At 67.3% G+C, this 25,669-nt stretch carries 21 protein-coding genes and 1 pseudogene; 9 read left to right on the top strand and 13 right to left on the bottom strand.

The genetic code is table 11. The features are described 5' to 3' along the window. The first annotated feature begins 102 nt into the window (after window positions 1-102). Together B7P44_RS25325 and otsA are read left to right on the top strand one after the other, a co-directional pair. Complete coding sequence (locus tag B7P44_RS25325; RefSeq protein WP_084908682.1) at window positions 103-1,887, top strand: adenosylcobalamin-dependent ribonucleoside-diphosphate reductase; 1,785 nt, start codon at window positions 103-105, stop codon at window positions 1,885-1,887. Between the two features lie 212 nt (window positions 1,888-2,099). Further along, window positions 2,100-3,506 (top strand): alpha,alpha-trehalose-phosphate synthase (UDP-forming), encoded by a 1,407-nt coding sequence (otsA, locus tag B7P44_RS25320; RefSeq protein ID WP_084908681.1) that lies wholly within the window; start codon window positions 2,100-2,102, stop codon window positions 3,504-3,506. A 31-nt stretch (window positions 3,507-3,537) separates the two neighbouring features. Here the strand turns inward: otsA and B7P44_RS25315 are convergent, their stop codons facing one another. The 3 genes from B7P44_RS25315 to B7P44_RS25305 all read right to left on the bottom strand — a co-directional run bounded on the left by B7P44_RS25315 (window position 3,538) and on the right by B7P44_RS25305 (window position 6,630). Further along, window positions 3,538-4,005, bottom strand: coding sequence for an OsmC family protein (locus tag B7P44_RS25315; protein ID WP_084908680.1), 468 nt, complete (start codon window positions 4,003-4,005; stop codon window positions 3,538-3,540). 107 nt (window positions 4,006-4,112) lie between these two features. Continuing rightward, a complete protein-coding gene (ftsH, locus tag B7P44_RS25310) occupies window positions 4,113-6,080 on the bottom strand; it encodes an ATP-dependent zinc metalloprotease FtsH (protein WP_084908679.1) in 1,968 nt (655 codons plus the stop codon). A 40-nt stretch (window positions 6,081-6,120) separates the two neighbouring features. Next, window positions 6,121-6,630 carry a BCAM0308 family protein gene (locus B7P44_RS25305; RefSeq protein ID WP_084908678.1) on the bottom strand — a complete coding sequence of 170 codons (510 nt, stop codon included), beginning with the start codon at window positions 6,628-6,630 and terminating at the stop codon, window positions 6,121-6,123. A 374-nt stretch (window positions 6,631-7,004) separates the two neighbouring features. Between B7P44_RS25305 and B7P44_RS25300 the strand changes: the two genes are divergently transcribed. Beyond that, window positions 7,005-8,675, top strand: coding sequence for an acid phosphatase (locus B7P44_RS25300; RefSeq protein WP_084908677.1), 1,671 nt, complete (start codon window positions 7,005-7,007; stop codon window positions 8,673-8,675). Between the two features lie 89 nt (window positions 8,676-8,764). On the opposite strand, the gene B7P44_RS25295 is transcribed toward B7P44_RS25300, so the two are convergent. Then, window positions 8,765-10,630 carry a phosphoenolpyruvate carboxykinase (GTP) gene (locus B7P44_RS25295; protein WP_084908676.1) on the bottom strand — a complete coding sequence of 622 codons (1,866 nt, stop codon included), beginning with the start codon at window positions 10,628-10,630 and terminating at the stop codon, window positions 8,765-8,767. 882 nt (window positions 10,631-11,512) lie between these two features. Here B7P44_RS25295 and B7P44_RS25285 point away from each other — a divergent pair. After that, window positions 11,513-11,758 (top strand): hypothetical protein, encoded by a 246-nt coding sequence (locus B7P44_RS25285; protein WP_084908675.1) that lies wholly within the window; start codon window positions 11,513-11,515, stop codon window positions 11,756-11,758. Between the two features lie 209 nt (window positions 11,759-11,967). Here the strand turns inward: B7P44_RS25285 and B7P44_RS25280 are convergent, their stop codons facing one another. The 5 genes and pseudogenes from B7P44_RS25280 to B7P44_RS25260 all read right to left on the bottom strand — a co-directional run bounded on the left by B7P44_RS25280 (window position 11,968) and on the right by B7P44_RS25260 (window position 15,313). Beyond that, window positions 11,968-12,222 carry a hypothetical protein gene (locus B7P44_RS25280; RefSeq protein WP_084908674.1) on the bottom strand — a complete coding sequence of 85 codons (255 nt, stop codon included), beginning with the start codon at window positions 12,220-12,222 and terminating at the stop codon, window positions 11,968-11,970. Then, window positions 12,219-13,466 (bottom strand): alkaline phosphatase family protein, encoded by a 1,248-nt coding sequence (locus B7P44_RS25275; RefSeq protein WP_084908673.1) that lies wholly within the window; start codon window positions 13,464-13,466, stop codon window positions 12,219-12,221. The genes B7P44_RS25280 and B7P44_RS25275 overlap by 4 nt, the downstream gene beginning before the upstream one ends. A 249-nt stretch (window positions 13,467-13,715) precedes the next feature. After that, complete coding sequence (infA, locus tag B7P44_RS25270) at window positions 13,716-13,982, bottom strand: translation initiation factor IF-1 (RefSeq protein ID WP_010089473.1); 267 nt, start codon at window positions 13,980-13,982, stop codon at window positions 13,716-13,718. A gap of 527 nt (window positions 13,983-14,509) precedes the next feature. Then, the gene (locus B7P44_RS25265; protein WP_010089472.1) at window positions 14,510-14,713 is read right to left on the bottom strand and encodes a cold-shock protein; all 204 of its coding nucleotides are present in this window, start codon (window positions 14,711-14,713) and stop codon (window positions 14,510-14,512) included. 248 nt (window positions 14,714-14,961) lie between these two features. Beyond that, window positions 14,962-15,313: pseudogene (locus B7P44_RS25260) on the bottom strand (PIN domain-containing protein). On the opposite strand from B7P44_RS25260, the gene B7P44_RS37250 reads away from it, so the two are divergent. Next, complete coding sequence (locus B7P44_RS37250) at window positions 15,293-15,490, top strand: hypothetical protein (RefSeq protein WP_162296931.1); 198 nt, start codon at window positions 15,293-15,295, stop codon at window positions 15,488-15,490. The pseudogene B7P44_RS25260 and the gene B7P44_RS37250 sit on opposite strands and share 21 nt — an antisense overlap. 46 nt (window positions 15,491-15,536) lie before the next feature. After that, window positions 15,537-15,695 carry a hypothetical protein gene (locus tag B7P44_RS37245; protein ID WP_167389823.1) on the top strand — a complete coding sequence of 53 codons (159 nt, stop codon included), beginning with the start codon at window positions 15,537-15,539 and terminating at the stop codon, window positions 15,693-15,695. A gap of 280 nt (window positions 15,696-15,975) precedes the next feature. Here B7P44_RS37245 and B7P44_RS25255 read toward each other — a convergent pair whose 3' ends face one another. Both B7P44_RS25255 and B7P44_RS25250 read right to left on the bottom strand, forming a co-directional pair. After that, window positions 15,976-16,212, bottom strand: coding sequence for a FitA-like ribbon-helix-helix domain-containing protein (locus B7P44_RS25255; RefSeq protein ID WP_084908672.1), 237 nt, complete (start codon window positions 16,210-16,212; stop codon window positions 15,976-15,978). A 212-nt stretch (window positions 16,213-16,424) separates the two neighbouring features. Continuing rightward, on the bottom strand, window positions 16,425-17,552 hold the full coding sequence (locus tag B7P44_RS25250) for a 4-hydroxyphenylpyruvate dioxygenase family protein (RefSeq protein ID WP_084908671.1): 1,128 nt from the start codon (window positions 17,550-17,552) through the stop codon (window positions 16,425-16,427). A gap of 362 nt (window positions 17,553-17,914) precedes the next feature. Here B7P44_RS25250 and shiA point away from each other — a divergent pair, with 362 nt between their 5' ends. The 3 genes from shiA (at window position 17,915) to B7P44_RS25235 (ending at window position 21,490) form a co-directional block, all read left to right on the top strand. Continuing rightward, window positions 17,915-19,222, top strand: a complete 1,308-nt coding sequence (shiA, locus tag B7P44_RS25245) for a shikimate transporter (RefSeq protein ID WP_084908670.1) — start codon at window positions 17,915-17,917, stop codon at window positions 19,220-19,222. Window positions 19,223-19,392: 170 nt separating this feature from the next. Beyond that, entirely contained in the window at window positions 19,393-20,694 is a 1,302-nt protein-coding gene (locus tag B7P44_RS25240; protein WP_084908669.1) for a UDP-N-acetylglucosamine 1-carboxyvinyltransferase, read from the top strand. 25 nt (window positions 20,695-20,719) lie between these two features. Beyond that, window positions 20,720-21,490, top strand: a complete 771-nt coding sequence (locus tag B7P44_RS25235; RefSeq protein WP_084908668.1) for an IclR family transcriptional regulator domain-containing protein — start codon at window positions 20,720-20,722, stop codon at window positions 21,488-21,490. Between the two features lie 20 nt (window positions 21,491-21,510). Here the strand turns inward: B7P44_RS25235 and B7P44_RS25230 are convergent, their stop codons facing one another. Both B7P44_RS25230 and B7P44_RS25225 read right to left on the bottom strand, forming a co-directional pair. Then, window positions 21,511-23,811 (bottom strand): ATP-dependent DNA helicase, encoded by a 2,301-nt coding sequence (locus tag B7P44_RS25230; RefSeq protein ID WP_084908667.1) that lies wholly within the window; start codon window positions 23,809-23,811, stop codon window positions 21,511-21,513. Next, window positions 23,808-25,529 (bottom strand): VRR-NUC domain-containing protein, encoded by a 1,722-nt coding sequence (locus tag B7P44_RS25225; RefSeq protein ID WP_084908666.1) that lies wholly within the window; start codon window positions 25,527-25,529, stop codon window positions 23,808-23,810. The genes B7P44_RS25230 and B7P44_RS25225 overlap by 4 nt, the downstream gene beginning before the upstream one ends. Window positions 25,530-25,669 lie beyond the last annotated feature (140 nt).

Raw genomic sequence — 25,669 nt, 5'->3', positions numbered from 1 at the left:
CGCACCGCAAGCATTCGTCCTACCGTGGACGAATTGCGTTTGATCAAAATCAATCTCCGCGCGCTTCATAAAGTGTCCTCATTGCCGGAACGAAAGCCCGCCATGGACGAACAACCGCTATGCGCCGCCGTGCTCGCCGATCGTTATGCGCGCGCGGGCGAGACGACGCGCGCGGCGATTTTCCGGCGGGTCGCGCATGCGCTCGCGCTTGCCGAGCCGATGACGTCGCGCGCGCGCGTCGAGCAGCTGTTCTATCGCAACATGCAGCGCGGCGCGATCGGCGGCGGACGCATCATGGCCAACGCGGGCGCCGGCGCGGAAGGCACGATGGTCAACTGCTTCGTGCATCCGGTCGCGATGCCCGGCGTCGCCTCGCTCGCCGCCGTGCATGCAGCGCTCGCGCACGCACTCGACGAGGCGCGCATCACGCTGCTGATGGGCGGCGGCGTCGGCTACGATTTCTCGCCGTTGCCGCCGGCCGCGGCCTACGAGCGGCGCGGCGCCGACACGCCGGACGTGTGCACGGCGATCGACCGCTTCGACATCGTGTGCCGCGCGCTTCCCTATGCGGGCCCGCGTCGCGGCGCGCAGATGGCGGTCCTGCGCTGCGATCATCCCGACATCGTCGAATTCGTCGAAGCAAAGCACGGCCGGCGGCGCTGGCCGACCTTCAGCCTCGCGGTGGGCGTGACCGACGCCTTCATGGAAGCGGTCGCCGGCAACCTGCCGTGGACGTTGCGGCACCGCGTGCCGCCCTGCTCGCCGGCCTGCACGCAGACCGCGCTGCCGGACGGCAGCTGGACCTACGCGACGGTGCCCGCGCGTGCGCTCTGGCATGTGATCGTCAACGAGGCGCGCGACAGCTCCGAGCCGCGGCTGCTGTTTCTCGACACGATCGACGCGGCCGATTCGCTGCGCGCGCACGAGCGCATCGATGCGACGGACCCGTGCAGCGAGCAGCCGCTTCCCGCGTACGGCAGTTGCGTACTCGGGCCGATCGACCTGTCGCGGTTCGTGCGTCATCCGTTCGGCGTCGACGGCGAGCCGCATTTCGATTTCGCGGCATTTGCCGAAGCCGTGCGAGTGCTGGTGCGCATGCTCGACAACGCGATCGACCTGACCGTGTGGCCGCTCGCCGAGCATGCGCGCGAAGCGCATGAGAAGCGGCGCATCGGCGTCGGCGTGACGGGGCTCGCCGATGCGCTGACGATGCTGCGCCTGCGCTACGACTGCGGCGCCGCGCGCATGGTCGCGCGCGAGATCGCGCTGACGATGCGCCAGCATGCGTTCTCCGCGTCGGCGTCGCTCGCGGCCGAGCGCGGCGTGTTTCCCGCCTACGACGCCGCCGACTATCTCGACGGCCCCGCGCATCGTGCGCCGCTGCCGCTCACCGTGCGCGAGACGATCGCGCGCCACGGGCTGCGCAACAGCCACGTGATGTCGTTCGCGCCGGCGGGCAGCGTGAGCCTCGCGTTCGGCGACAACTGCTCGCACGGCATCGAGCCCGCGATCGAATGGGTCGAGCGCCGCGAGGTGCGCACTGGAGACAACCACCTGCATGCGATTCGTGCGGAGAATCACGCGTACCGGCTGTTTCGTCAGCTGCATGGCGAGCACGCGCCGCTGCCCGATTATTTCGCGAAGGCGGCCGACATCGCACCGGCCGATCACGTGTCGATGCTCTCCGCGCTTCAGCCCTGCGTCGACGCGGCAATCTCGAAAACGGTCAACGTCGACCGTCGCTGCTCGCTCGCGCAAATCGACGCGCTGTTCTTCGTCGCGTGGCGCGAACGCCTGAAAAGCATCAGGATCTTCCGCCCCGATCCGACGTTCCCGTCGGTGTTCCCCGGCGGCGCGTTCGGGCTGATGGATGCCCATCCGTGCTGACGCCGCGCGCCGCATCGGCGCACATGCAGACTTTTAAAACCGATGAATGCCGAGTATCCTAAAAAAGCACCTCCGGTCGGGCGACGGGTCGCGTGCCTTGATACCAGCCCGATCGACGCGGCCCCATCGTGCATATTGAGTGAGCCGATGGCGGCGGCTGTCGCGCGTCGTGGCCGCACAGGCATGTTCCCCATCATTCGTCAGGAGAGCTGGTGAGCCGTCTCGTCGTCGTTTCGAATCGCATCGCAGATCCACGTAAAGCCGCCGCAGGCGGCCTCGCCGTCGCAGTCCGGGACAGCCTGCAGGAAACGGGCGGCGTATGGTTCGGCTGGAGCGGCCGGTTGCGCGGCGAGGACGACCATCCGAGCCGCGGCGACGACGTGCAGATCCAGAACGTCGGCGGCATCCAGCTCGCGACGATCGACCTCGATCCGCAAGACTACGACGCGTACTACCTCGGCTATTCCAACAACGTGCTGTGGCCGGTGTTTCACTACCGGCTCGACCTCGCGCAATTCGACCGACGTTTCGCGGACGGCTATCGCCGCGTCAACCAGCTCTTTGCGCGCAAGCTGTACCCGCTGCTGCGTCCCGACGACGTCGTGTGGGTGCACGACTATCAGCTGATTCCGCTCGCGGCCGAGTTGCGCGCGATCGGCTGCATGAATCCGATCGGCTTCTTCCTGCACATTCCGATGCCGCCGCCGCCGATCATGGCGGCGATCCCGGAGCACGAATGGCTGATGCGCTCGCTGTTCGCGTACGACCTCGTCGGCTTCCAGACGGAAAGCGACCTGCTGCACTTCGAGCACTACGTGGAAGCGGAAGCCGGCGCGGCGCGCCTGCCCGACGGCCGGCTGCGTGCCTTCGGCCGCACGTTGTCGGCGGGCGCGTTTCCGATCGGCATCAACGTCGACGAATTCGCATCGCTCGCGGGCGACCGCGACGGCATCGCGATGTTCGAACGGATGCGCGACGAGTATTCGCGCCGCCAACTGCTCGTCGGCGTCGACCGCCTCGACTACACAAAAGGCCTGCCGCAGCGCGTGCAGGCGTTCCGCCAACTGCTCGAGCAGTACCCGGAGAACCGCAATCGCGCGACGCTGATCCAGATCGCCGCGCCGAGCCGCGAAGACCTCGGCGCCTACGACGACCTGCGGCGCGAGATGGACAGCCTGTGCGGCGCGATCAACGGCGACTACGGCGAGCTCGAATGGATGCCGATGCGCTACATCCATCGCACGGTCGCGCGCCGGCGGCTGCCGGGCCTCTACCGCGCGAGCCGCGTCGCGCTCGTCACGCCGCTGCGCGACGGGATGAATCTCGTCGCGAAGGAATTCCTTGCCGCGCAGGACGAGACCGATCCGGGCGTGCTCGTGCTGTCGCGCTTCGCAGGAGCCGCCGAGCAGATGAAGGAAGCGCTGCTCGTCAATCCGTACGACACGCAAGGCACCGCGCAGGCGATCCAGCGCGCGCTCACGATGTCGATCGACGAGCGCCGGCAGCGCTACGCGGCGCTGATGGCGACCGTGCGCAAGTACGACGTGCACTGGTGGCGCACGCGCTTTCTCGATGCGCTCGCCGATGCATCGGAGGTCGCCGACGCGGCACAGCCGTGATGCGACCGCATGCAGCGCGGCGTGTCCGACGTTACAGTCTCGTCTGCACGTCTTCGAGCACCGCGCCGTTCACGTCGCACACGTCCACCGATACCGGAATGCCGGTGCGCACGCTTTCGGTGACGACGCAATAGGCATCGAACTGCTCGAGCGCGCGCGACGCCTGCGCGAGATCAGCCCACGCCTTGCCGATCGACAGCCGCACCGACATCGCCCCCACCCGCACGCGCCCGGTTTCGTTCTGCAGCATGTCGACGTCGATATGCGCGGCCACCGGCTGCGGATCGATACGTTGTTTCTCGAGCGCGAACAGCAGGCTCGCCGCGAGACAATGCGCGACCGACGCCGCCAGCAGACGCACCGGGTTCGGTCCGCTGCCGAGGCCGAGCGGCGGCGGCTCGTCGGTCAGCATCATGGGCAGGTCCGTGCCGGTAAAGCGGACCTCGAAATGGAAACGTTCGCGTTGTGCGACGTCGACCGACACACGCTCTTCGCTCATGGCGACTCCGTCGAAATCGTGGAGATCAGCGCGCCGCTGCGCCGGATGCCGACGAGCGCCCTGCCGGGCGATCGGCGCATTCCGGCGTCGAACCGGCGCGCCGTCGTTCAATGCTCGGGTTTATGCGGCGCGCCGTACGTCATGAAATCGTGCACGTCGGCGGTTGCGTCGCCGGGGCCGCTCGCCGTGCCCGGTTCCGCTTCGGCGCCGGGCGCCGCGCGCCGCGGCGTGGCGTCGGGCGGTGCGATCAGCGCTTGCAGCGCGTCGTGCTCGAGGACTTCGCATTCGAGCAGGCGCCGCGCGATCCGCTCGAGCGCGTCGCGATGCTCGGCCAGCGTCGCGGCGACCCGCGCGTGCGCGTCGGCGAGCAGTGCGCGCACCTCGTCGTCGATCAGCTGCGCGGTGTGCTCGCTGCAACGCCCTTCGCCGGCGTTCCACGCGCCGGGCAGGCCCGCGCGCTTCGCGCCGTCGTCGAACGTCGCGAGGCCGATGCTCTCGCTCATCCCGTACTGCGTGACCATGTGGCGCACCATCGCGGTCGCGCGTTCGAGATCGTTCTGCGCGCCCGTCGACACGTCGGCGAACACCAGCTCCTCGGCGACCCGCCCGCCGAGCAGCGCGTCGAGCCGGTCGAGCAGCTCGCTCTTGCGCAGCACGTAGCGGTCCTCGGTCGGCACCTGCTGCGTATAGCCGAGCGCCGCGACGCCGCGCGGAATGATCGACACCTTCTTCACCGGATCGCAATGCGTGCGGCATTGCGCGACGAGCGCGTGCCCGGCCTCGTGATACGCGATCGTCACCTTCTCCTGCTCGTTCATCACGCGGCTCTTGCGCTCCGTGCCGGTCATCGCGCGATCGATCGCCTCGTCGAAATCGATCATCTCGATCGCCGGCTTGCCGTGCTCCGCCGCATGCAGCGCGGCCTCGTTGACCACGTTCGCGAGATCCGCGCCGACGAAGCCCGGCGTGCGCGACGCCAGCTCGGCAAGATCGACGCCGGCCGCGAGCTTCACGCGCTTCACGTGCACGCCGAGGATCTGCTTGCGGCCGTTGAGGTCCGGCCGGTCGATCGCGATGTGCCGGTCGAAGCGGCCCGGGCGCAGCAATGCGGGATCGAGAATCTCGGGCCGGTTGGTCGCGGCCATGATGATCACGCCGGAATTGGCCTGGAAGCCGTCCATCTCGACGAGCAACTGGTTCAGCGTCTGTTCGCGCTCGTCGTTGCCGGACATCATGCCGACGCCGCGCACCTTGCCGAGCGCGTCGAGCTCGTCGACGAACACGATGCACGGCGCCTTCTGCTGCGCCTGCTCGAACAGGTCGCGCACGCGCGCCGCGCCGACGCCGACAAACATCTCGACGAACGCGGAGCCGCTGATCGAGAAGAACGGCACTGCCGCCTCGCCCGCGACCGCGCGCGCGAGCAGCGTCTTGCCGGTGCCCGGCGCGCCGACGATCAGCACGCCCTTCGGGATCTTGCCGCCGAGCCGCTGGTAGCGCTCCGGGTTGCGCAGGAACGCGACGAGCTGCTGCAGTTCGGCCTTCGCCTCGTCGATGCCCGCGATGTCGTCGAACGTGATGCCGGTCGCCTGCTGCACGTACACGCGCGCCTGGCTCTTGCCCATCCCGCTGAAGTCCTGCAGCCCGCCCCGCCGTCGCAGCATCATGTTCCAGATGAACACGAAGCCGATCAGCGGCAGCACCCACGACGCGAGCGCCGCGAGCCAGCTCGTGTCCGGCGTGCCGTGATAGCGGATGCCGGCGGCGGTCAGCGTGTCGACCAGATGGTCGTCGGTGACGCGGTTGGTCGAGAAACGCCACGGCGCGCCGGCCTCCTTCACGACGGTCGCCTCGGAGGCCGGCAACATCGCGCCGGCCTCGGGCATCTTCAGCGTGCCCGAGATCGACGCCTGGCCGATCTCGAGATCGTCGACGAGCCGCGCGGCGACGAGCTGATGGAAGTCGCTATACGCGATCGGCGTCGACGTCGGGTGCAGCATCAGGAGCTGCACCGCGAACAGGATGAAGAATCCGATCGCGATCAGCAGGCCGGGATAGTCGAATTTCTTGTCCATGGCATCGAGCCGGCCGCGCGTGCGCGGCGTTTCGCTTCTCCTACGCGTCCGCGCGCATCCACTCGGCCCGCAGCATGCCTTCGCCGTCCGGGTAGTGCAGCGTCAGCTTGCCGTGGTGGGCGCGCAGCATCGCCTTGCCCAGGCGCCGCAGCAGGTGCACGCCGGTCGTGCGGACCGTCAGCGACGCATTGCCGTCGTCGATTTCCATGATCCGTTCGAGCGGATGCTGGCGGGTTTCGTCATCCGCCTGATGATTGAGGAGCGCGAGGATGTCCGCGCGGCGGCGGTCCAGGTACGCGCCGCTCAGGATCAGTTCGCCGGCCGGCGCATTATCCTCGGTGCGCTTGCAGGCCGGGCACTGCTGCGCCTTCGCGTCGACGGGCGCGTCGTGCCAGGTCCAGCGGCCGTCGTCGTAGGATGCGCCGCACGTGGTGCAACGGGTCGCGGTCTTGAGCCGCTTCGGCGCGTGATAGCTGTCGTCGGTATGCGCGGGCGGCCGCTGGTCGCGCCGCATCGCCGACTGTCCGGGAGTGGAGTTCGAGTGGTTCATCGTCGCCTCGTTTCGTCAAAGGAATGGGCGCTTGCGCGTTCGCGCGCCCTTGACCGACTCTGTCGCGTCGCATGCCGCGGTCTCGTCCGCGCAGCCCGCGATTGCATGCGGCTCGTAAATCCAGTCTAGTTCGCGGTCGCGGGTCGCGCGACCGCGGGCGCGGCCGGCGTGTTCCATATGTGAACAGACCCTAGCCTTTCAACTCCGACCCTCGTCGCGTTATAGTCGCGTTCGTGACAGTTCTGTGACAACGCGACGCGCGCCGCGGCGGTTCCGGCGCGCAACCGCGATTGCTGTCCCCTCCGCGGCCGCCCGCACGACGCGACCGCGCATCGAACGACAACATCCATCCGCCCATCCGAGGAGCACACGACGTGAACGACACCCCCGCCCGGCCCGACGACCTTCCTGACGATCCCGACCGCCGCCGCATGCTCGGCGGCATCGCCGCGCTCGGCGCGAGCGTTGCGCTAACCGGTTGCGAAACCTCGCCGCTCGCCGGCACGCCGCCGCGCTCGGCCGCCGATCTCCGGCTCGACGACGCGCTGCGCCACCACGTGCGCAACATCGTCGTGATCTACGCGGAAAACCGCAGTTTCGCGAACCTGTACGGCGATTTCCCCGGCGTGCAGCATCCGCTGAGCGCGGTGCCGCCCGCGCAGGCGCGCCAGCTCGACCGCGACGGCAAGACCCCGCTGCCGGTCCTGCCGAAGATCTGGGGCGGCCTCGTGCCGCAGGCGCAGGAAGTCGACGGCACGCGCTACATGATCGGCGAGCGCGACATCGAGAAGCTGCCGAACGCGCCGTTCCTGATCCGCGATGCGCACGGCAAGCCGCTGCCGAACAGCGTGATCACGCGCGACCTGTGGCACCGCTTCTACCAGAACCAGATGCAGATCAACGCGGGCCGCAACGACCAGTTCGTCGCGTGGGCCGATTCCGGCGGCCTCGTAATGGGGCATTACCGCAATTCGGCCGACACGCTGCGGCTGTGGAATCTCGCGCAGCAGTACACGCTGTGCGACAACTTCTTCATGGCTGCATTCGGCGGCTCGTGGCTCAACCACATGTATCTGATCGGCGCGCAGCCGCCGCTGTATCCGGACGCGCACAAGCATCCGCAAGCGGCGAAGCTGCTGTCGGCGGTCGAAGGCGACGCCCCGACCGGCACGCGCCTGAAGCTGGCCGCCGATTCGCCGGCCTCCGCGCTCGACGGCCCGCCGAAGTTCGCGGGCGACGGCGCGCTGACGCCCGACGGCTACGGCGTGAACACGATGGCGCCGCCGTACCAGCCGAGCTATGTGCCGCCGCCCGCCGAAGGCAACGCCGCGTATGCCGACCCGGACGACCATCGCGTGCTGCCGCCGCAGGGCTACGCGACGATCGGCGACCGCCTGTCGGACAAGGGCATCGACTGGGCGTGGTACAGCGGCGCATGGCAGTACGCGCTCGAGCACCGCGACACCGGCGACGTGCCCGACTTCCAGTATCACCACCAGCCGTTCAACTACTTCGTCAAGTACGCGCCGGGCACCGAAGCGCGCCGCCGCCATCTGCGCGACGCGGGCCTCGGCGACGAGCCGTCGACCAACCGGCTGCTCGCGGACATCGATGCGGGCCGCCTGCCCGCGGTCACGTTCTACAAGCCGCAGGGCAACCTGAACATGCATGCGGGCTACGCGGACATCGCGTCGGGCGACCGGCACATCGCGACCGTGATCGAGCACATCCGGCGTGGCCCGCAGTGGGCGAACACGGTGATCATCATGACGCACGACGAGAACGGCGGCTGGTGGGATCCGGTCGCGCCGCCGCTCGGCGACCGCTGGGGGCCGGGCTCGCGGATTCCGGCGCTGGTGATCGCGCCGTTCGCAAAGAAGGGCTACGTCGACCATACGCTGTACGACACGAACTCGATCCTGCGCTTCATCAGCCGCGTGCACGGGCTCGCGCCGCTCGACGGCGTGGTCGCGCGCAACCAGGCGTTCGCCGCGCGCGGCCAGACGCCGCCGGGGGATCTGACGAACGCGCTCGATCTCGGCTGACGCGCGGGCGCAGTGGCGCGCACGGCAACCCGTTGCCGGCGCGCATAAAAAAATCCCGCGCCGGCACCGGTGGCCGGCGCGGCTGGCTACTACGCGCCGATGCGCTGTTCGATCCGCTTCATCGTATCGAGCAGCGCGGCCGGCAAGCGCAGCTTCAGCGTGTCGAACAACTGCGCGTGCAGCATCAGTTCGTCGCGCCACTCGGCCGTATTCATCGACGTGACCGTATCGAACTGCGCGCGCGTGAAGTTCAGTCCGTCCCAGTGCAGGTCGTCGTAGGCCGGCGACACGCCGAACGCGTGCTCGGCGCCGCCGCCTTGCCCTTCGAGACGATCGAGCATCCACTTCAGCACGCGCATGTTCTCGCCAAAGCCCGGCCACACGAACTTGCCGTCCTCACCCTTGCGGAACCAGTTCACGCAGTAGATCTTCGGCAGCGTCGCGCCGCTCGCGGCGAGCCGCTCGCCCAGCTTCAGCCAGTGGCCGAAATAATCGCTCATGTTGTAGCCGCAGAACGGCAGCATCGCGAACGGATCGCGTCGCACGATACCCTGCTGGCCGGCCGCCGCCGCGGTCGTCTCTGAACCCATCGTCGCGGCCATGTATACGCCTTCGACCCAGTCGCGCGCCTCGGTGACGAGCGGCACCGTCGTCGAGCGGCGGCCGCCGAAGATGAACGCGTCGATCGGCACGCCCGCGGGGTCTTCCCATTCGCCGTCGATCGACGGGCATTGCGCGGCCGGAGCGGTGAAGCGCGAATTCGGATGCGCGGCCTTGCGGCCCGTCTCCTTGCCGATCTCGGGCGTCCACGGGTTGCCCTGCCAGTCGGTCAGCTTCGCGGGCGGCGCGTCGGTCAGCCCTTCCCACCACACGTCGCCGTCCTCGGTCAGCGCGACGTTCGTGAAGATCACGCCTTCCTTCAGAGTCGAGATCGCATTCGGGTTGGTCTTCACGCCGGTGCCGGGCGCGACGCCGAAGAAGCCCGCCTCGGGGTTGATCGCGTAAAGTCGGCCGTCGCGGCCGGGCTTGATCCACGCGATGTCGTCACCGATCGTCGTGACCTTCCAGCCGTCGAAGCCCTTCGGCGGAATCAGCATCGCGAAGTTGGTCTTGCCGCAAGCGGACGGGAACGCCGCCGCGACGTGATACTTCTTGCCGGCCGGCGACGTCACGCCGAGGATCAGCATGTGCTCGGCGAGCCAGCCCTGGTCGCGGCCCATCGTCGACGCGATGCGCAGCGCGAAGCACTTCTTGCCGAGCAGCGCGTTGCCGCCATAGCCGGAGCCGAAGCTCCAGATCTCGCGCGTTTCCGGGAAGTGGACGATGTACTTGACCGGGTTGCACGGCCACGGCACGTCCTTCTGGCCCGCTTCGAGCGGATGGCCGACGCTGTGCACGCACGGCACGAACTCGCCGTCCTCGCCGAGCACGTCGTACACGTCGCGGCCCATGCGCGTCATGATCCGCATGTTCACCGCGACGTACGGGCTGTCTGACAGCTCGACGCCGACATGCGCGATCGGTGAGCCGAGCGGGCCCATCGAGAACGGCACGACATACAGCGTGCGGCCGCGCATCGCGCCGCGGAACAGCCCGTCGAGCGTCGTGCGCATTTCCTCGGGCGCGATCCAGTTGTTGGTCGGTCCGACGTCGTCGTGCGACGGCGTGCAGATGAACGTGCGGTCCTCGACGCGTGCGACGTCCGACGGATCGGACTGCGCCAGAAACGAATTGGGACGCTTCGCGGGATTGAGCCGCGTGAGCGTCCCCTGTTCGACCATCGCGTTGCACAGCGCGTCGTATTCGGCTTGCGAGCCGTCGCACCACACGACGCGCTCGGGTTCGGTGAGTTCAGCGATGCGCGTGACCCATTCGATCAGTCCACGATGCTTGACGAAGGTCGGCGGTGCGATTTTCGCGCCGTGCATCGCTTCGGCCGTGGTGTTTCGCTCCATGAGAATGTCTCCAGATTTATCGGGCAGGGATGGGGGAAGCGGGCTGGGCCCGCGAGATGGGGAGGATGATCGGGCGGCAGGTTGCTGCGAACACGGCGCGCAGGACGAACCGCGCGAGCGGTGCGCGTGTCTGAGCCGTGATGCGGGCGAGCGGGCTGGATGTCTCGTTGGAATATGCGAACGCGAGTTTCGCCATGCATGCAACCTGACGTACAACTACATGATGGCCAGCATACCATCGCCGAACTCGCGTCGGCGTTGCGTTGCAGCAAGGAAGTCGCACGCCGGCGCGCGGGCACGCGCGTTGCGTGAGCGTAATTTTTACTCGCGCGTTCCGGGTGCCGCATGTCTCTGCTCGCAGCACATCCCTGTCCAGCAAGGGTTTCGCGGATACGGTAAAGCCGGCGCGCGCCGAATGCACGCAACGAGCATGCCGGTATCTTGAGCACGTTCGCGTTTTCGCTAATGCGGCAAACCCTGAATTAGGTTGCGCACACAAACATCTGACCAGAGCACGCCACGGCGCAAGAAAGCGCGTGCGGCAATCGGGAGTAATACGTGTCCGCGCGCGCCGCGTGAGCAACGCGCAGAACCATTTCCTTTCTCGCAACGTGCAAGACGTCGACGCGCGATCGTTCATGTTGCCGAGCCCATGCAAATGCGACGCGAATCTGCAGCGAACGACGTTGATCGCGGACCGTGGTTTCGACTGAAGAATTGCTGAAGCGGGACGCTTTTTTTGGCGAGTGCCTGCATGATCACGCAAGGCCCGACGCGTTGAAGATGTTGTCATGCGCGCGACGTCACACCTTCACGTGACGTTAAGTTTCGCGACCTAGACTGAATGAGTTGTTACGCAGTTTCGTCGCGAAAGGAGTTGCCATGAACACGCACGCGATCGCCGCCGTCCTAGCGGCCGTTTCCGTTTCGGCGTTCGCTCAACCGGGCGCTACGTCATTCAGTTCCCCACCCGCCGCGGCGCAGGCTGGGATCGCGCACACGGTGTCTCGCATGCCCGTCACCCTTCCCTCTACTCAAGGTCTCGTGCTCGCGAAGATCGATCAGAACAATACGCCGCCGGACCGTGGCGGCGACCCGTCTGGCCGCCGAGCGGGCGGCAAGTCTTGAGCGTGCCGCTGCGAATCGCAGTTTCTTTTCGTCATACTGATCGATTAGATCGGAGCGACGGCGGTATCGGGTTGCGCGCCGCAAGGTTGCCGTCCCGGTGCCGTCGAACACGCGCCCGGCGAACGAGCCGAGTGTGAGGTAGCGCACGCTCGTCGCCGTGCCGAACCATTGCGCTTGCAGCCGAAATCAGGATCAGCGTGTCGGGCGGTTCAATGCGAACCGTGGTGTCGCGCGCCGCGCCGTCGCCGATGCACGTCGCGCTCTTGGAGCAACTGCGGCATCAGTTCCGCGATGTACTTTTTTGCCTGGCCGCGCGTGACGACCTCGCCGAAACGCTGATGCGCCCGGTCGTGCCCGACCAGCGCCGCATGCGCTTTCTTCAGGATGTGCAGGTAGGCGATCAGGCTCGTGCCGTCGCGCAGCGGCTCGTCGTCGCGCGGGACTTGGGTAGCGTCCTGGGTCATGATCCGATCCTCGGCGGGCAATCCGTGCGGCAGGTCGACGTGATCAGCGACAGCAGGTCGTTCGCGTTGCGGTCGCGGCCGGTCAGCGGCTGGAGGCCGAACAGGCGCTCGACGGTCGCGGGCACCGAACTGTGGTCGTACACGGTGTGGTCGACCTGGCCACGCGCGACCCACGGCGACACGACGATCGCGGGGACGCGCACGCCGTAGACGTCGAACCCGAACCCGTTCGCGTTCAGCGTGGCGGCCGCGCCGTCGTTTGGCGGTGGCGCCGCGCCCGGTTCAACGGAATCGTAGAAGCCGCCATGCTCGTCGTAGAGGATCACGAGCAGGCTGCTTTCCCACAGCGGCGAATTGCGGATCGCGTTGTAGACCCGTGCCGCGAGTTGATCGCCGCCGGCGAGGCCGTCCATCGGATGCTGCGACGTGCCGTTCTCGTACGTACCCTCCACGATATTGCCGTAGCCCGGTTCGATGAACGTGTAGCGGGCCGTGTAGCCGGCCGCGAGGTCCGCTTCGAAATGCGCGAGGTCGTCGACGTCGAAGAAGCTGATGCCCTTGAGCGATGCCACCTGCGGCACGCGTCCGAACGGCGACCCCGACTGGTCCTGGTAGAGCCGGTAGCGGCCGTCGCCCAGCGCGTCGAAGATCGAGCCTTTCGGATACGAAAAACCATCGACGGTTTCCCAGCCGCCCATTTCTTCCTTGGTCGGCGAGTGGTCGAGGCCCGCCGACGACGCGCCGTGCACGAAATACCGGTTCGGCCAGGTCGGGCCGGGCACCGACGCATGCCAGCCGTCGCACAGCACGAACGACGTGGCCAGTTGGTACAGCGACGGAACCTGGGTGCGGGTATCGACGGCCTGCATGATCTTGCCGACGTCGGCCGCTTGCGGTGGCGCACCTTCGCTGTGGGTCGTCGCGTAGTTCGACACGAAGCCGGAATTGTCGATCGGCGGATAAGGCTCGCCTGGCCGGAAGGAGACGCCCGCGCCGCAGAGCTGTTCGACGACGTCGGTGAACTCGTGGCCGGGATCGGTGGGCATCTGCGCGGGCGCGCCGCCGCCGAACGGATAGACGTTGCCCCCAAAGGCGTTGGCACTCGCCGCAGTGGCGGCAACGATGCCGGGTATGCCCGACAACGCAAACAGATGGTCGAACGACCGGTTCTCCAGCATCAATACGAATACATGCTGGATAGGCGACTGGACTGACGTTGATGCGGCCGCTGCGTCTGCACACATGGAGCCTCCTTCCGTCGTTCGAGAGACAGCTGGATTCGCCGGGCTGCGTGGCCGATTGTTGAAAGCGTTGTAAGGCGTGTCGGTCGCGGAGTGCCGACGAGTGTACTGTTCGGCCGGCACTCACGTAAAGATCAGTCGTTTGCCGTCACGGATCAACCGTGACGACATCACGACGCGGGGGGCTTCCCCGCTGCATCAGATGGATTCGAGCGGCGGATTCCGCCCGCCGCTTGCATCCGCTGCGACTGATCAGCGGCGCGGCTGTCCGCTCCGCGGCGGCCGGGCCGGCGAGCGGTCATCCTTGTGCCGGAAATTGATGCGCCCCTTCGTCAGGTCGTAGACCGACAATTCCAGCGTCACGCGGTCACCCGCGAGAATGCGGATATGGTTCTTGCGCATGCGGCCCGATGCATACGCGCCGACCACCACGCCATTTTCCAGCGTGACGCGATATTTGCTGTCCGGCAGCACTTCGTCCACGATTCCGTCCAATTCCAGCAGTTCTTCTTTTGCCAAACCAATTCCTCCAGACAAGATGATTGACCGCAGCTGCAACGGTCCGTCGAGCGCTGCTCCCTCGCAAAGGGCGGGTAATACGGCTCGATGTCGAGCGCATGCGTTCGTGCAGACGAGCGGTTGATCCGGCTCGAGTTCCGAGCCCGACGCGTCGCCGTTTGGTGCGATCGGAAGGCGGTGCCATGAGTGCCGCCAGGATCAAGGCCGCGCCGGCTTCGGCATGGCCTCGGCGTGCTTGAGTTGCTTCGATTGTCTCGATGCGGTGCGATGCGACTGACGCTTCGCCAAGGTGTTTCGTTGCGCGTCGTTCGAGCACGCGATGAATGGAGCGCCTGACGATGGGTGCGTCGCAAATGTCGCGACGTGCCGTCTCTTTCGCCGGCGATACGTGCGCGTCCATGCGTGCTGGACGCTTGAAAGTGAGGCGATTGCCGTCGTGAACCGACCGCATCCGCCATGGCGGCAAGTGCCGCGCGAAGAATCCCTGCGGCACCGGCCGCCCTGCGGGCGACCGGTGCCGATACGACTTACAGCGGCGTGATGTTCGACGCCTGCAGGCCCTTCGGGCCGCGCTTCACTTCGTAGCTGACCTTCTGATTTTCGGCGAGGGTCTTGAAACCCGTGCCACGAATCTCGGAGAAGTGCGCGAACAGGTCATCGCCGCCCTTGTCCGGCGTGATGAAACCAAAGCCCTTGGTTTCGTTGAACCACTTGACGGTACCGGTATCCATAAATACTTCCTTAAAACAAACGAATGGTCGTGCCAGTTGATGGCAACAGACAAAGAATCGAAGAGGGAGAGACCAACGACTGCCGCAAGCAGCGGCCAATGATGAGCAATCGAGCTTCTTGAAGACTTCGGTCACGGACACTACCCGGTACAGGTCGTCGCGTCAAGTTTTTTCGGTGCGATGAGGCGTCGCATGGCGTCGCCGGGCCTGCTGCGACGGGCGCTGCAGAGATGGGCCGGATCACTTCCCTAGTCGAACGGATTCAGCAATCTCACGCCGGTTCTCGCGAAATCGCCGACATTGCGGGTCACGACCGTGAGGTCGTTGATCAGCGCGGTGGCTGCGATCAGCTTGTCCAGTTCTTGCGCTGGATGGGGGCGCGCAGCATCCCCCACATCTGGCTGATCTCGATATCGACCGGCAGGATGTTCGGCGCATAGTCGGACAGAAGCGTCTCCAGCCCTGCTTCGAGCGTCGACGGCTGCCGGACATCGCCGCGATGACGGATCATCTCGACGCCCGCCGCAATTCGGACACCGTCACGACGGACAGGTAAAGGGCGCTCGCGCCGGCTTCGGCTTGCCGAAAGAATGCCCGCATGCCGTTGTTGGTTCGCTTTCCCTTTCTGATTTCGCTGATGACGTTCGTATCAATCAAATAGGCTGGGCGATCAGGATTTTTCCTTTTGTTTTCAATTGGTTGGGCGGAAATTTTGACGAAAAATCACCTGCTGCATTGACTGTTAAAGGAATTTCGATCTTCTGCGGCGAGCAATAGGCGAACTAGACTTTGGATGAGCATCGCTGCTGCCCGGGGAGAAACCATGAAACACGTCATGAAGAGTTTCCTGCTTGCCGTTGCCCTGCTGACCGTGGTCGGCGGTACCGTCGGCACCTATGCGGCCCTCTCTGCACCGTCGGCTCATGCAGAGCCGTGCGGCGGCCGTGGGTATCCGCAGGACGGTGGCAGCAATTCGCCCTGACCCAAGCCCGGTTCCGAGCGAGCGATCGAGCGCGCCAAGGAACTGAACCGCGATGCGGCGATTCACGTCGAGCATGTACGAAACACAGCCCGTGGACAGCGAGACAAATTGCGTAAGCCGTGACCGGTGAAGGAAAACAGGCGCCTACATGTCGACTACGTCACTGCGATCTATGTCGACGCACAGGGTGTTGAACCGATCCGGGTGAAGGTGGATTCTTAATGGGTTCCGAATGAGTTCGGCCCCGTATGAGACAAAGCTCTCTGTCCGATCGAATGATTCAATCAAAAACATGCCTGGCCTCGCCGGAATCCTGCACACGCTCGAAATCCGTGTCTTCGCCAACATCGGGGATGCACTTCAGCACTTCCGCGAAGGTCCTGCGCTTCGGCCGGGCGAGCGCACTCGCGAGAATGGCCCGATGCTCGGCCTCCACACTCCGGCCATGCGCCGCAGCCTGCTCGCGCAGGCTCTGAACGATGCTGTCATCCACGTTACGTACCAGTAGATTCGCCATACATCCCTCGAGTCGGATTTGCTATCAATGAGAGCGCCTCACCGGCAGGATGCAAGCATTGATGTCATCGCAATCCCGAATCGGATTGCCCCAGTTGGCGCCGGCGAGTCGCGGAACGTCGCGTGCAGCGGCCGGATTCCGCGACCACCGGACACGTCTGGTTGCTGTCAGGTAATGTAAAGCGCGGCGCCGGATACGAGGAAGACGGCCATTCAGCCAACGTCGCGCGCTTGCGAAAGCGCCGCAAGGTTCCCCTCCCCGAACCCGTGGTTCCCCTGCCGCTGGACGATCTCGAAGAAGATCTCGCCCGGCCGCCGCTTGACGAACGTCTGGAAGAACAGCTGCGGCACGCCGTCGTCGCCGATTTCGCCGTCGACGAGCACCGCGCGGCGCCGAAGCGCGTCGAGATCGAGACCGTGCCCCGGCAGCCGCGCATCGACCGTGTCGTAGTAGCGTGCGGGCGGCTCGATGAATTCGACGCCGTTCGCGCGCAGTGCGTCGACGCACGACAGGATGTCGTCGGTCGCGAGCGCGACGTGCTGCACGCCCTCGCCCGGATGGTCGGGCAGGTAGGCGTGCATCAGCTCGGTGCGCCGCGTGCCTTCCTCGTAGACCGGAATCCGTAGCGCGCCGCACGGCGACACCATCACGCGCGATTCCTCGGACACGTGCCAGTGCGGGTCAATTTCATGGATTTCACGGAAATGCAGCAGGTCGTGGTAGAAATCCAGCCATTCCTGCATTCGCCCCGCGCCGACCGTCTGCGTGAAGTGGTCGACCTGCTGCAGCCCGGTGCCGACGAAATCAAGATCGGTATGCGCGGTGGCGACGTCGATCGGCCGGAAATCGATGTCGAAGATCGAGATGTCGCCGACGCCGCCGCGCTGGCCGTCGCGCCCGCGCCAGCGGTCGACGAAATAGAGATGCGAATCGCCGATGCCCTGGATCGCCGGAATCTTCAGCTCGCCGACGCCAACCCGCTCGCCTTCGAACGCCCACGCGCCCAGCGTGATCGCCCGCTCGAACGCGCGCCGCGCGCTGGCGACGCGCAGGCCGATCGCGCATACGCCCATGCCGTACTCCTCCGCGTAACGCGCGGCGAACGAATCGGGCTCCGCGTTGATCAGGAAATTCATCCGGCCTTGCCGGTACAGCGTGACGGCCTTGCTGACGTGCCGGGCGATCGCCTTGAACCCGAGCTGCTCGAAGCGTTGCGCGAGCGCGTCCGGCACGGGCGCTGCGAATTCGACGAATTCTAGCCCGGCCATCCCGAGCGGATTGGCGGCCGGGTTCTCGACAGGCGGCGTATCGCTGGACAGGGGGGGATGAGTGCCAGGCATTCCAGTCTCCGGGGACAAGCGAGGTCGATGAGGGTGTAGCGCGGGCCCGCCATCGCGACCCCGCGTGCGCGGCGTCCGGGCCTGCGACTGTTCCGCGCGATGTTATCAATGGTGCCGATTTTAACCAAACCGTTCACGGCGGCACACATCGGCCGAACGGACTGCGCGACGCCCCGCCTAGTGCAAACCCGAAAATCGTGCGATTAACGCACGGACTTGAACGATAATCGCGCACTTTGACCGTTTGGCCAATTGCCGCGCCGCGATGCGCGCCCTATGCTCCGTTCACCCAACGCCTTCAATGCAGCATCGGACGCGGCGCCGCCACGATTCCATGATGCGCCGTGCCAGGAGACACCGCCATGACCCCCGCCTTTGACACCGTCGACACCGCAAGCACCGTCCGGGCGCGCAGCCAGGCCCGCAGGGCCGCGCTCGGCAGCTTCGTCGGCGCCGTCGTCGACTGGTACGACTTCCTGTTGTACGGGATCGTCGCCGCGCTCGTGTTCAATTCCGAGTTTTTCCCGAAGGTCAGCCCGACGATGGGCACCCTCGCGGCGTTCGCGACGTTCGGTGTCGGCTTCCTGTTCCGGCCGCTCGGCGGCGTTGTGTTCGGCCACTACGGCGACCGGCTCGGCCGCAAGCGGATGCTCGTGCTGACCGTGATGATGATGGGCCTGTCGACCGTCGCTATCGGCCTGTTGCCGACCTTCGCGACGATCGGCTGGTGGGCGCCCGTGCTGCTGGTCCTGATGCGCGCGATCCAGGGCTTCGCGGTCGGCGGCGAATGGGGCGGCGCGGCGCTGATGGCCGTCGAAAGCGCGCCGCAGAAAAAGAAGGCGTTCTACAGCAGCGGCGTGCAGGTCGGTTACGGCGTCGGCCTCGTGCTGGCGACGGGCATCGTGTCGATCCTGAGCCACACGCTCGGCGAGGCGGCGTTCAAGTCGTGGGGCTGGCGCCTGCCGTTCGTGTTCAGCATCGTACTGGTGCTGATCGGCCTGTGGGTGCGCAAGAGCATGGACGAGTCGCAGGAGTTCGTCGAGAAGGTCGAGCACGGGAACCGCAAGCTGCGCCTGCCGGTGCTCGAGGCGCTGACGCGCCATCCGAAGGCGTTCCTGCTGATCGTCGCGCTGCGTCTCGCCGAACTGTTCACGATGTATATCGTCACCGCGTTCGCGCTCAGCTATTCGACGACCAATCTCGGCATGTCGCGCGACCTGTTCCTGAACATCGGCCTGCTGGTCGGCGCGGTGAGCTGCGTGACGATCCCGTGCTTCGCGTGGCTGGCCGACCGTTTCGGCCTGCGCCGCGTCTACCTGGTCGGCGCGCTGATCGGCCTCGCGTCCGCGGTGCCGTTCTTCGTCGCGCTCGAGGCGCGTTCGATCGCGTGGATCGTGATCTTCTCGATCCTGCTCGCGAACGCCGCGCACGACATGGTCGTGAGCGTCCAGCAGCCGCTCTTCACCGAGTTGTTCGGCGCCGAATACCGCTATAGCGGCGCGGGCGTCGGCTACCAGTTCGCGAGCGTGGTCGGCGGCGGCTTCACGCCGTTCATCGCCGTTGGCCTCGTCAGCGTGGGCGGCGGCTCGTGGCACCTCGTCGCCGGCTATCTCGCGGTGGGGTGCCTGATCTCGTTGATCGTCGCCGCGCGGATGCGGGTGGCGGGTTGACTCTCCGGCCGGCTGCCTGCACGTGTCGAGCGCGTGTGGGCAGCGCCGCGCAGCGTCAAACACTGTCAAGCCCTGCGCTGATCTCCTGATTTCCCGCTTGCACTTTCCACTGCCATGTCGACCAATGGCATCATATGGGCCTACGTCAGTCACCGATCTACCCCCATATCATGTCGAATCTCATCGTTCACGGCGGCACACCGCTGCGCGGCGACATCCAGCCGTCCGCGAACAAGAACGCCGTCCTGCCGATCCTGTGCGCCACCCTGCTCACCGACCAGCCGCTGCGGCTCGTCGGCGTGCCCGACATCACCGACGTGCGCAAGATCCTCGACATCTTCCGCACGCTCGGCAGCGACGTATCGATCGATTTCGAGACCGGCATCCTCGAGCTCCATCACCGCAACACGACGTTCGATCCGGCCGTCCACCGGCTGCCCGAGGCGATGCGCTCGTCGATCATGCTGATTCCGCCGCTGCTCGCGCGCTTCGGCGTCGCGCGCCTCGAGAACGACGTGAAGGGCTGCACGCTCGGCGTGCGCGAGATCGATCCGCACGTCGAGGTGTTCGAGCGCTTCGGCGCGCAGATCGAACGCACGCCCGACTCGCTGATCGTGCGCTCGGAAGGCCCGCTGAAGGCGAACGACCACTGGCTCGACTACGCGTCGGTGACGACCACCGAGAACTTCGCGTTGTGCGCGACCGCCGCGGCCGGCACGTCGACGCTGATGAACGCCGCATCCGAACCGCACGTGCAGGAGTTTTCGCAGTTCCTCGCGATGCTCGGCGTCGGCATCGAAGGCATCGGCACGTCGCGGCTCTGCGTGACCGGCGGGCGAAAGCTCGGCGGCGGCGAATTCCGCTTCGCCGAGGACTTTCACGAAATCGCGACCTTCCTCGCGCTCGGCGCGATCACGGGCGGCGACATCGCCGTGCGCAACTCGGTGCCCGAGCATTTCCCGCTGATCGACCGCACGTTCGCGAAATTCGGCGTGCACGTCACGCACCACGACGGCTGGTCGCGCGCGGAGCGCGACGGCCCGCTGCGCGTGCGCCGGCCGTTCACGCAGAACATCCTGACCAAGATCGAGGCCGCACCGTGGCCGTACCTGCCGGTCGACCTGCTGCCGATCTTCATCGCGCTCGGCGTGCAAGCCGAAGGCAGCGCGATGTTCTGGAACAAAGTCTACGACGGCGCGCTCGGCTGGTCGGGTGAACTGTCGAAGTTCGGCGCGCACGTGCTGCTGTCCGATCCGCACCGGCTGATTACGTTCGGCGGGCTGAAGCTCGCGCCGGCGCGCGTCGAGAGCCCGTACATCATCCGCGTCGCGATCGCGCTGCTGATGGTTGCCGCGAGCATCGAGGGCCGCTCGGAAATCATGAACGCGCTGCCGATCCGCCGCGCGCATCCGCATTTCGTCGAGAACCTGCGTTCGGTCGGCGCGAACGTCGAGTGGACGAGCAGCGAGTGATGCGAGCCGTGCGGCGCTGCGCGACATGAAAAAGGCCGAACTCGACAAGCGCGACTGGATTGCCGGCCTCGAAAAGGGCCTGATGATCCTCGAAGCGTTCGACAGCCAGCATGCGCGCATGACGCCGACCCAGGCCGCCGCCCGCACCGGTCTCACGCGCACAGCCGCGCGGCGTTACCTGCTGACGCTCGAATCGCTCGGCTACGTCTATACCGACGGCAAGCTGTACGGCCTGACGCCGCGCGTGCTGCGGGTCGGCTGGTCGTACTTCGATTCCGCGCGGCTGCCGCGCACCGTCCAGCCGTATCTGCAGCAACTAAGCGCGACGCTGAACGAATCCGCGTACGTGAGCGTGCTCGACGAGTGGGAGCTGGTGTTCATCGCGCGCAACGGCGTGTCGCGCGTGATGACGACCGGCTTCGTGCTCGGCGCGCGCGTGCCGGCGCCGCTGACCTCGCCGGGCGTCGTGCTGCTCGCGCACCATCCGGATCGCGACGCGGTCCGCGCGTGGCTCGACGGCGCCGAGCTGCCGCCGTTCACGCCGCATACGATCACCAACAACGCGCGCCTGCTCGAACAGATCGACCGCGCGCGCGACGACGGCTTCGCGGTGATCGAGCAGCAGTTGCAGGTCGGCGTGCGCGGGATCGCGGTGCCGCTGAAGAACCGTCACGGCGAAGTCGTCGCCGCGCTGAGCACCAACATGCCGATCGGCGCCGAACCGACCGAAGCGGCCGTGCGGCGCGTGCTGCCGCCGTTGCAGGAAACCGCGCTCGCGATGCTCAACGTGCTCTGAGCCCGCTCCCGCCCGCCCCGCTAACCGATCCGCCACCAGCGCGGCAGCAGATCACGCACCTCGCGCCGCCGATAGCGGTCGTCGATCAGGTGCACGACGCCCTCGTCCTGCTCGGTGCGGATCACCCGCCCGGCCGCCTGCACGACCTTCTGCAGCCCGGGATACAGGTAGATGTAGTCGTAGCCGTTGCCGAAGCGCGCGTCCATCGCGCGGCGCATCTGCTCGTTGACGTCGTTGACCTGCGGCAGGCCGAGCGTCGCGATGAACGCGCCGATCAGCCGTTCGCCCGCCAGATCCACCCCTTCCGAGAACGCCCCGCCCAGCACCGCGAAACCGACGCCGCGCCCGCCCGCGTCGAAACGCGCGAGGAACGCGTCGCGTTCGGCCTCGGCCATGCCGGGCGCCTGCGCCCATACGGGCACGTCCGGATGACGCTCCTGTATCAGCGCGACGACGCGCTGCAGGTAATCGAAACTGCTCAGGAAGCTCAGGTAGTTGCCGGGGCGCGCCGCGTACTGCGCGGCGATCAGGTCGGCGATCGGCGCCAGCGACCGGTCGCGGTCGCGCCAGCGCGTCGACACGTGGCTCGCGACGCGCACGGTCAGCTGTTCGGCGCGGAACGGCCCGTCGACGTCGAGCCAGCCGGTGTCGGCAGGCAGTCCGAGCGTGTCGCGATAAAAATGGAACGGCCGCAGCGTCCCGGAAAACAGCACGGTCGCGCGGGCGGCGGCGAAGCGCGGCGCGAGGAAGCCGGCCGGGATCACGTTGCGCACGCACAGCGTCGATTGCGCACGGCGCCGCCGGCCCGCCGGCGCCACGCCGTCGAGCCCCGGCTGCCGGGGCGTCGGCTCGCCGTGCAGCGTGACGTCGAAGATCGACGCGTCGTCGAACGCGTCCGCCAGCGCGCCGAACTGGATCGCCTCGAAATGAAACCGCAGCAACGCGTCGTCGTTCGCGCGCGGCGCGTCGGTCAGGTGCTCGCCGATCGCCGCGACGAGGTTCTGCACGGCCGATACGAGCGAACCGGGGATGCCGGGATACGCCGCGTAACGCGTCTCCTGCGTGCGATTCAGCGCGCCCCAGGCGCGGCCGAGCCGCTCGAACGCCTTGCGCAGCGCGGTCGGCGCCGCGTCGCGCGCAGCCGCGAACGCGAACGGGTCGAGCGATCCGCTGTACATCTTGCGCGCGCGGTCGAGCAGGTTGTGCGCTTCGTCGACGAGCACGCCGACGCGCCACTGGTTCTGCTGCGCGAGCACGTGCAGCATCGCGCTGCCGTCGTAGTAGTAGTTGTAGTCGCCGACCACCATGTCCGACCAGCGCGTCAGTTCCTGCGCGAGGTAGTACGGGCAGATGTCGTGCGCGAGCGCGGCCGCGCGCACCGTTTCGCGGTCGAGCAGCCCCTTGCCGATCGCCGCGTCGCGCGCGGCGGCGAGCCGGTCGTAGAAGCCGCGCGCGAGCGGGCACGATTCGCCGTGGCACGCTTTGTCCGGGTGCTCGCACGCCTTGTCGCGCGCGACGAGTTCCAGCACGCGCAACGGCAGCGCCGGCGTGCCGGCGCCGAGCGTCGCGGTCGCGTCGAGCGCGAGCGCGCGGCCCGGCGTCTTCGCGGTCAGGAAGAACACGCGGTCGAGCTGATCCTCGCCGCACGCCTTCAGCAGCGGAAATACCGTGCCGAGCGTCTTGCCGATGCCGGTCGGCGCCTGCGCGATCAGGCAGCGTTCATCGCGCGCCGCGCGATAGACGGCGACCGCCAGCTCGCGCTGCCCGCTGCGGAACCGCGCATGCGGAAACTGCAGCGCACGCAGCGCCGCGTCGCGCGCGGCACGGTGCGCGGTTTCGCGTTCGGCCCAGCCGACGAAGCACGTGCACTGTTCGGCGAAGAACGCCGCGAGCACGTCGGCCGCCAGCGTCTCGCTCAGCACGGTCTCGCGCTCGGACACGATATCGAAATAGACGAGCGCGACCGTGATCTCCGCGAGCTCGCGCGCGTCGCACAGCAGGTGCGCATAGACCTTCGCCTGCGCCCAGTGCAGCGCACGATGGTTGGCGGGCATCGCGTCGAGGTTGCCGCGGTAAGTCTTGATTTCCTCGAGGCGGTTCGCCGACGGATCGTAGCCGTCCGCGCGGCCGCGCACGGTCAGCGTCCCCCACGTGCCCGTCAGCGGAATCTCGGTCTCGTAGCGGGCGCCGCGGCGCGACGTCACCGCGCCATGCCCCGCGATGCCTTCGAGCGCGGTCGGCGCGGGTGTGAAGCGCAGGTCGAGATCGCCGCGCCGCGCGGTGAACTCGCACATCGCCCGCACCGCGACGACGTAGGTCATGCGCCGTGCCCCGCAGCCTCGGCGGGCACGACGACCTCACCCGCCCATTCGACGTCGACGACGCGCACCGGCATCCCGTGGCCGATGCAGTAGCCGAGCCAGCGCGTCTGGTTGTCCTGCAGGCGGTCACCGGGCCCCTTCACCTCGATCAGCTCGTAGCACCGTTCGGCCGGCCAGAAACGGACGAGATCGGGCAGCCCGGAGCGGTTGCTGCGGATGTCGGCGAGCAGGCGCGCGAACCAGAGCCGCAGATGCGCGGGCGGCAGGCATGCGAGCGCTTCGTCGAGCAGTTCCGGGCTCAGCACGCCCCAGAACACGAACGGCGACTGCAGGCCCAGCTTCGTCGCGTAATGGCGGCGGATCGTTTCCCGGTACGCGCCGGAATCGAGCTGCGCGAAGCACGCGGCGAACGCGTCCGCGCGGCGCGCAGCGAAATCGGGCGCATGCAGGTCGGCCGGCCCGCGCTGGAACGGGTGGAAGAACGCGCCCGGCACGGCGGCGAATACCGGCTCCCAGCACAGCAGGCCGAACAGCGAATTGATCAGCGTGTTCTCGACGTAATGGACCGGCGCGCCGGGTTGCGCGAGATGGTCGCGCACCGTGTATTCGACGCTGACGAACGCATCGGGGCGCGCCAGCACCAGCGTGTCGCGCGGCACGTCCGGCGCGGCGGGCGCGCGCTCGACCGCGCGGCCGGCACGGCGCTGCAGGCGCGGCAGCATCCGTTCGACGCGCTGGCGCTCCTCGTCGCTCTCGAATGCGGCGCGCGCATCGAGGGCCAGCGCGAGTGCGTCGCCGTCGCATCCGCTGCGCTCGAGCACGCGGATCCGCCGGTGGCGGCTGCCGGGCCACGCGCTGCGTGCATACGCGTCGAGCGCGAGCGGCCATGCGCCGCGGCGTTCGCCGGTCTGCCCCACCGCGAACAGCAGCTTCGCGCGGCGCGTCTCGAGCCACGGCTGGCCGCATGCGACCGTGCCGATTGCGTCGACGAGCGCTTCGAGCGGCGCGTCGTCCGGCCACGCGTCGAGCGCATCGCGGCACACGTGCAGCGCAAGATAGGCGTCGACGTCGTCGCGCCGCTGGAACGCACGTGACGACGGTGCGAGCGGCACGCTTTCGTACTGGAACACGCCGAGATCGGCGAGCACGAATTCACTCCAGTCCTGATGGAGATTGCCGAAGAACATCAGCCGCAGCCGGTCGCACAGCGCGCCGACCGTCACCCGCAGCACGCAGTCGTCGCTCGGCGGACGGCCGCCCCGCGGATGGCCGGCCGAGAACCACGCGTCGAACGGCCGGGCCGAGTCGTGCGCGGGCCGCAGCCGGTCGAGCCATTCGCTCTTGCGCTCGCCCGCATGGGCGCCGAGCGTCGGAAACATCCGCAGCAGTTCCGCCTTGGTGCACAACGCGAAGATTTCGTCGAGCGTCAGCGCCGGCGCCGGATCGACCCAGCCCGCCGTGACGAGCGGCGCGGCTGCCGTGAGCGGACAGCCGATCTCGTCGTAGGCGAGCTTGCTCGCGCGGAAGTCCGGGCCGTTGCGCATCAGCATTCGCACGAGCAGCGCGCGCGACGCCTGCGGCAGCGACGGGAAGGCCTGCAGGAATGCCCGTTCGCAGTCGTCGAACACGTCGTCGTAGCGCTCGCCGAGCCAGGCAAGCGCACGTTCGAAATTGGTCAGGTAGTAAAACGCCGGCGGAGGCGGCGAAGATGGCGTCACGGAGATCGGTCACTGTACGTTTGTACAGGTCGGAATCATAGCAAATGTGAAGTCGACGGCGGGCGATGCGCGGTTGCCACGTCCGCTCGCACGCGCGCACAATCGAGAGCGTCACATCGCGCGACGGTCCTCGTGCTTCG

Origin of the sequence: Burkholderia ubonensis subsp. mesacidophila (assembly GCF_002097715.1) — a bacterium.
GTDB classification, from domain to species: Bacteria; Pseudomonadota; Gammaproteobacteria; order Burkholderiales; family Burkholderiaceae; genus Burkholderia; species Burkholderia mesacidophila.
This window is presented reverse-complemented; position numbering and strand designations above follow the sequence as displayed.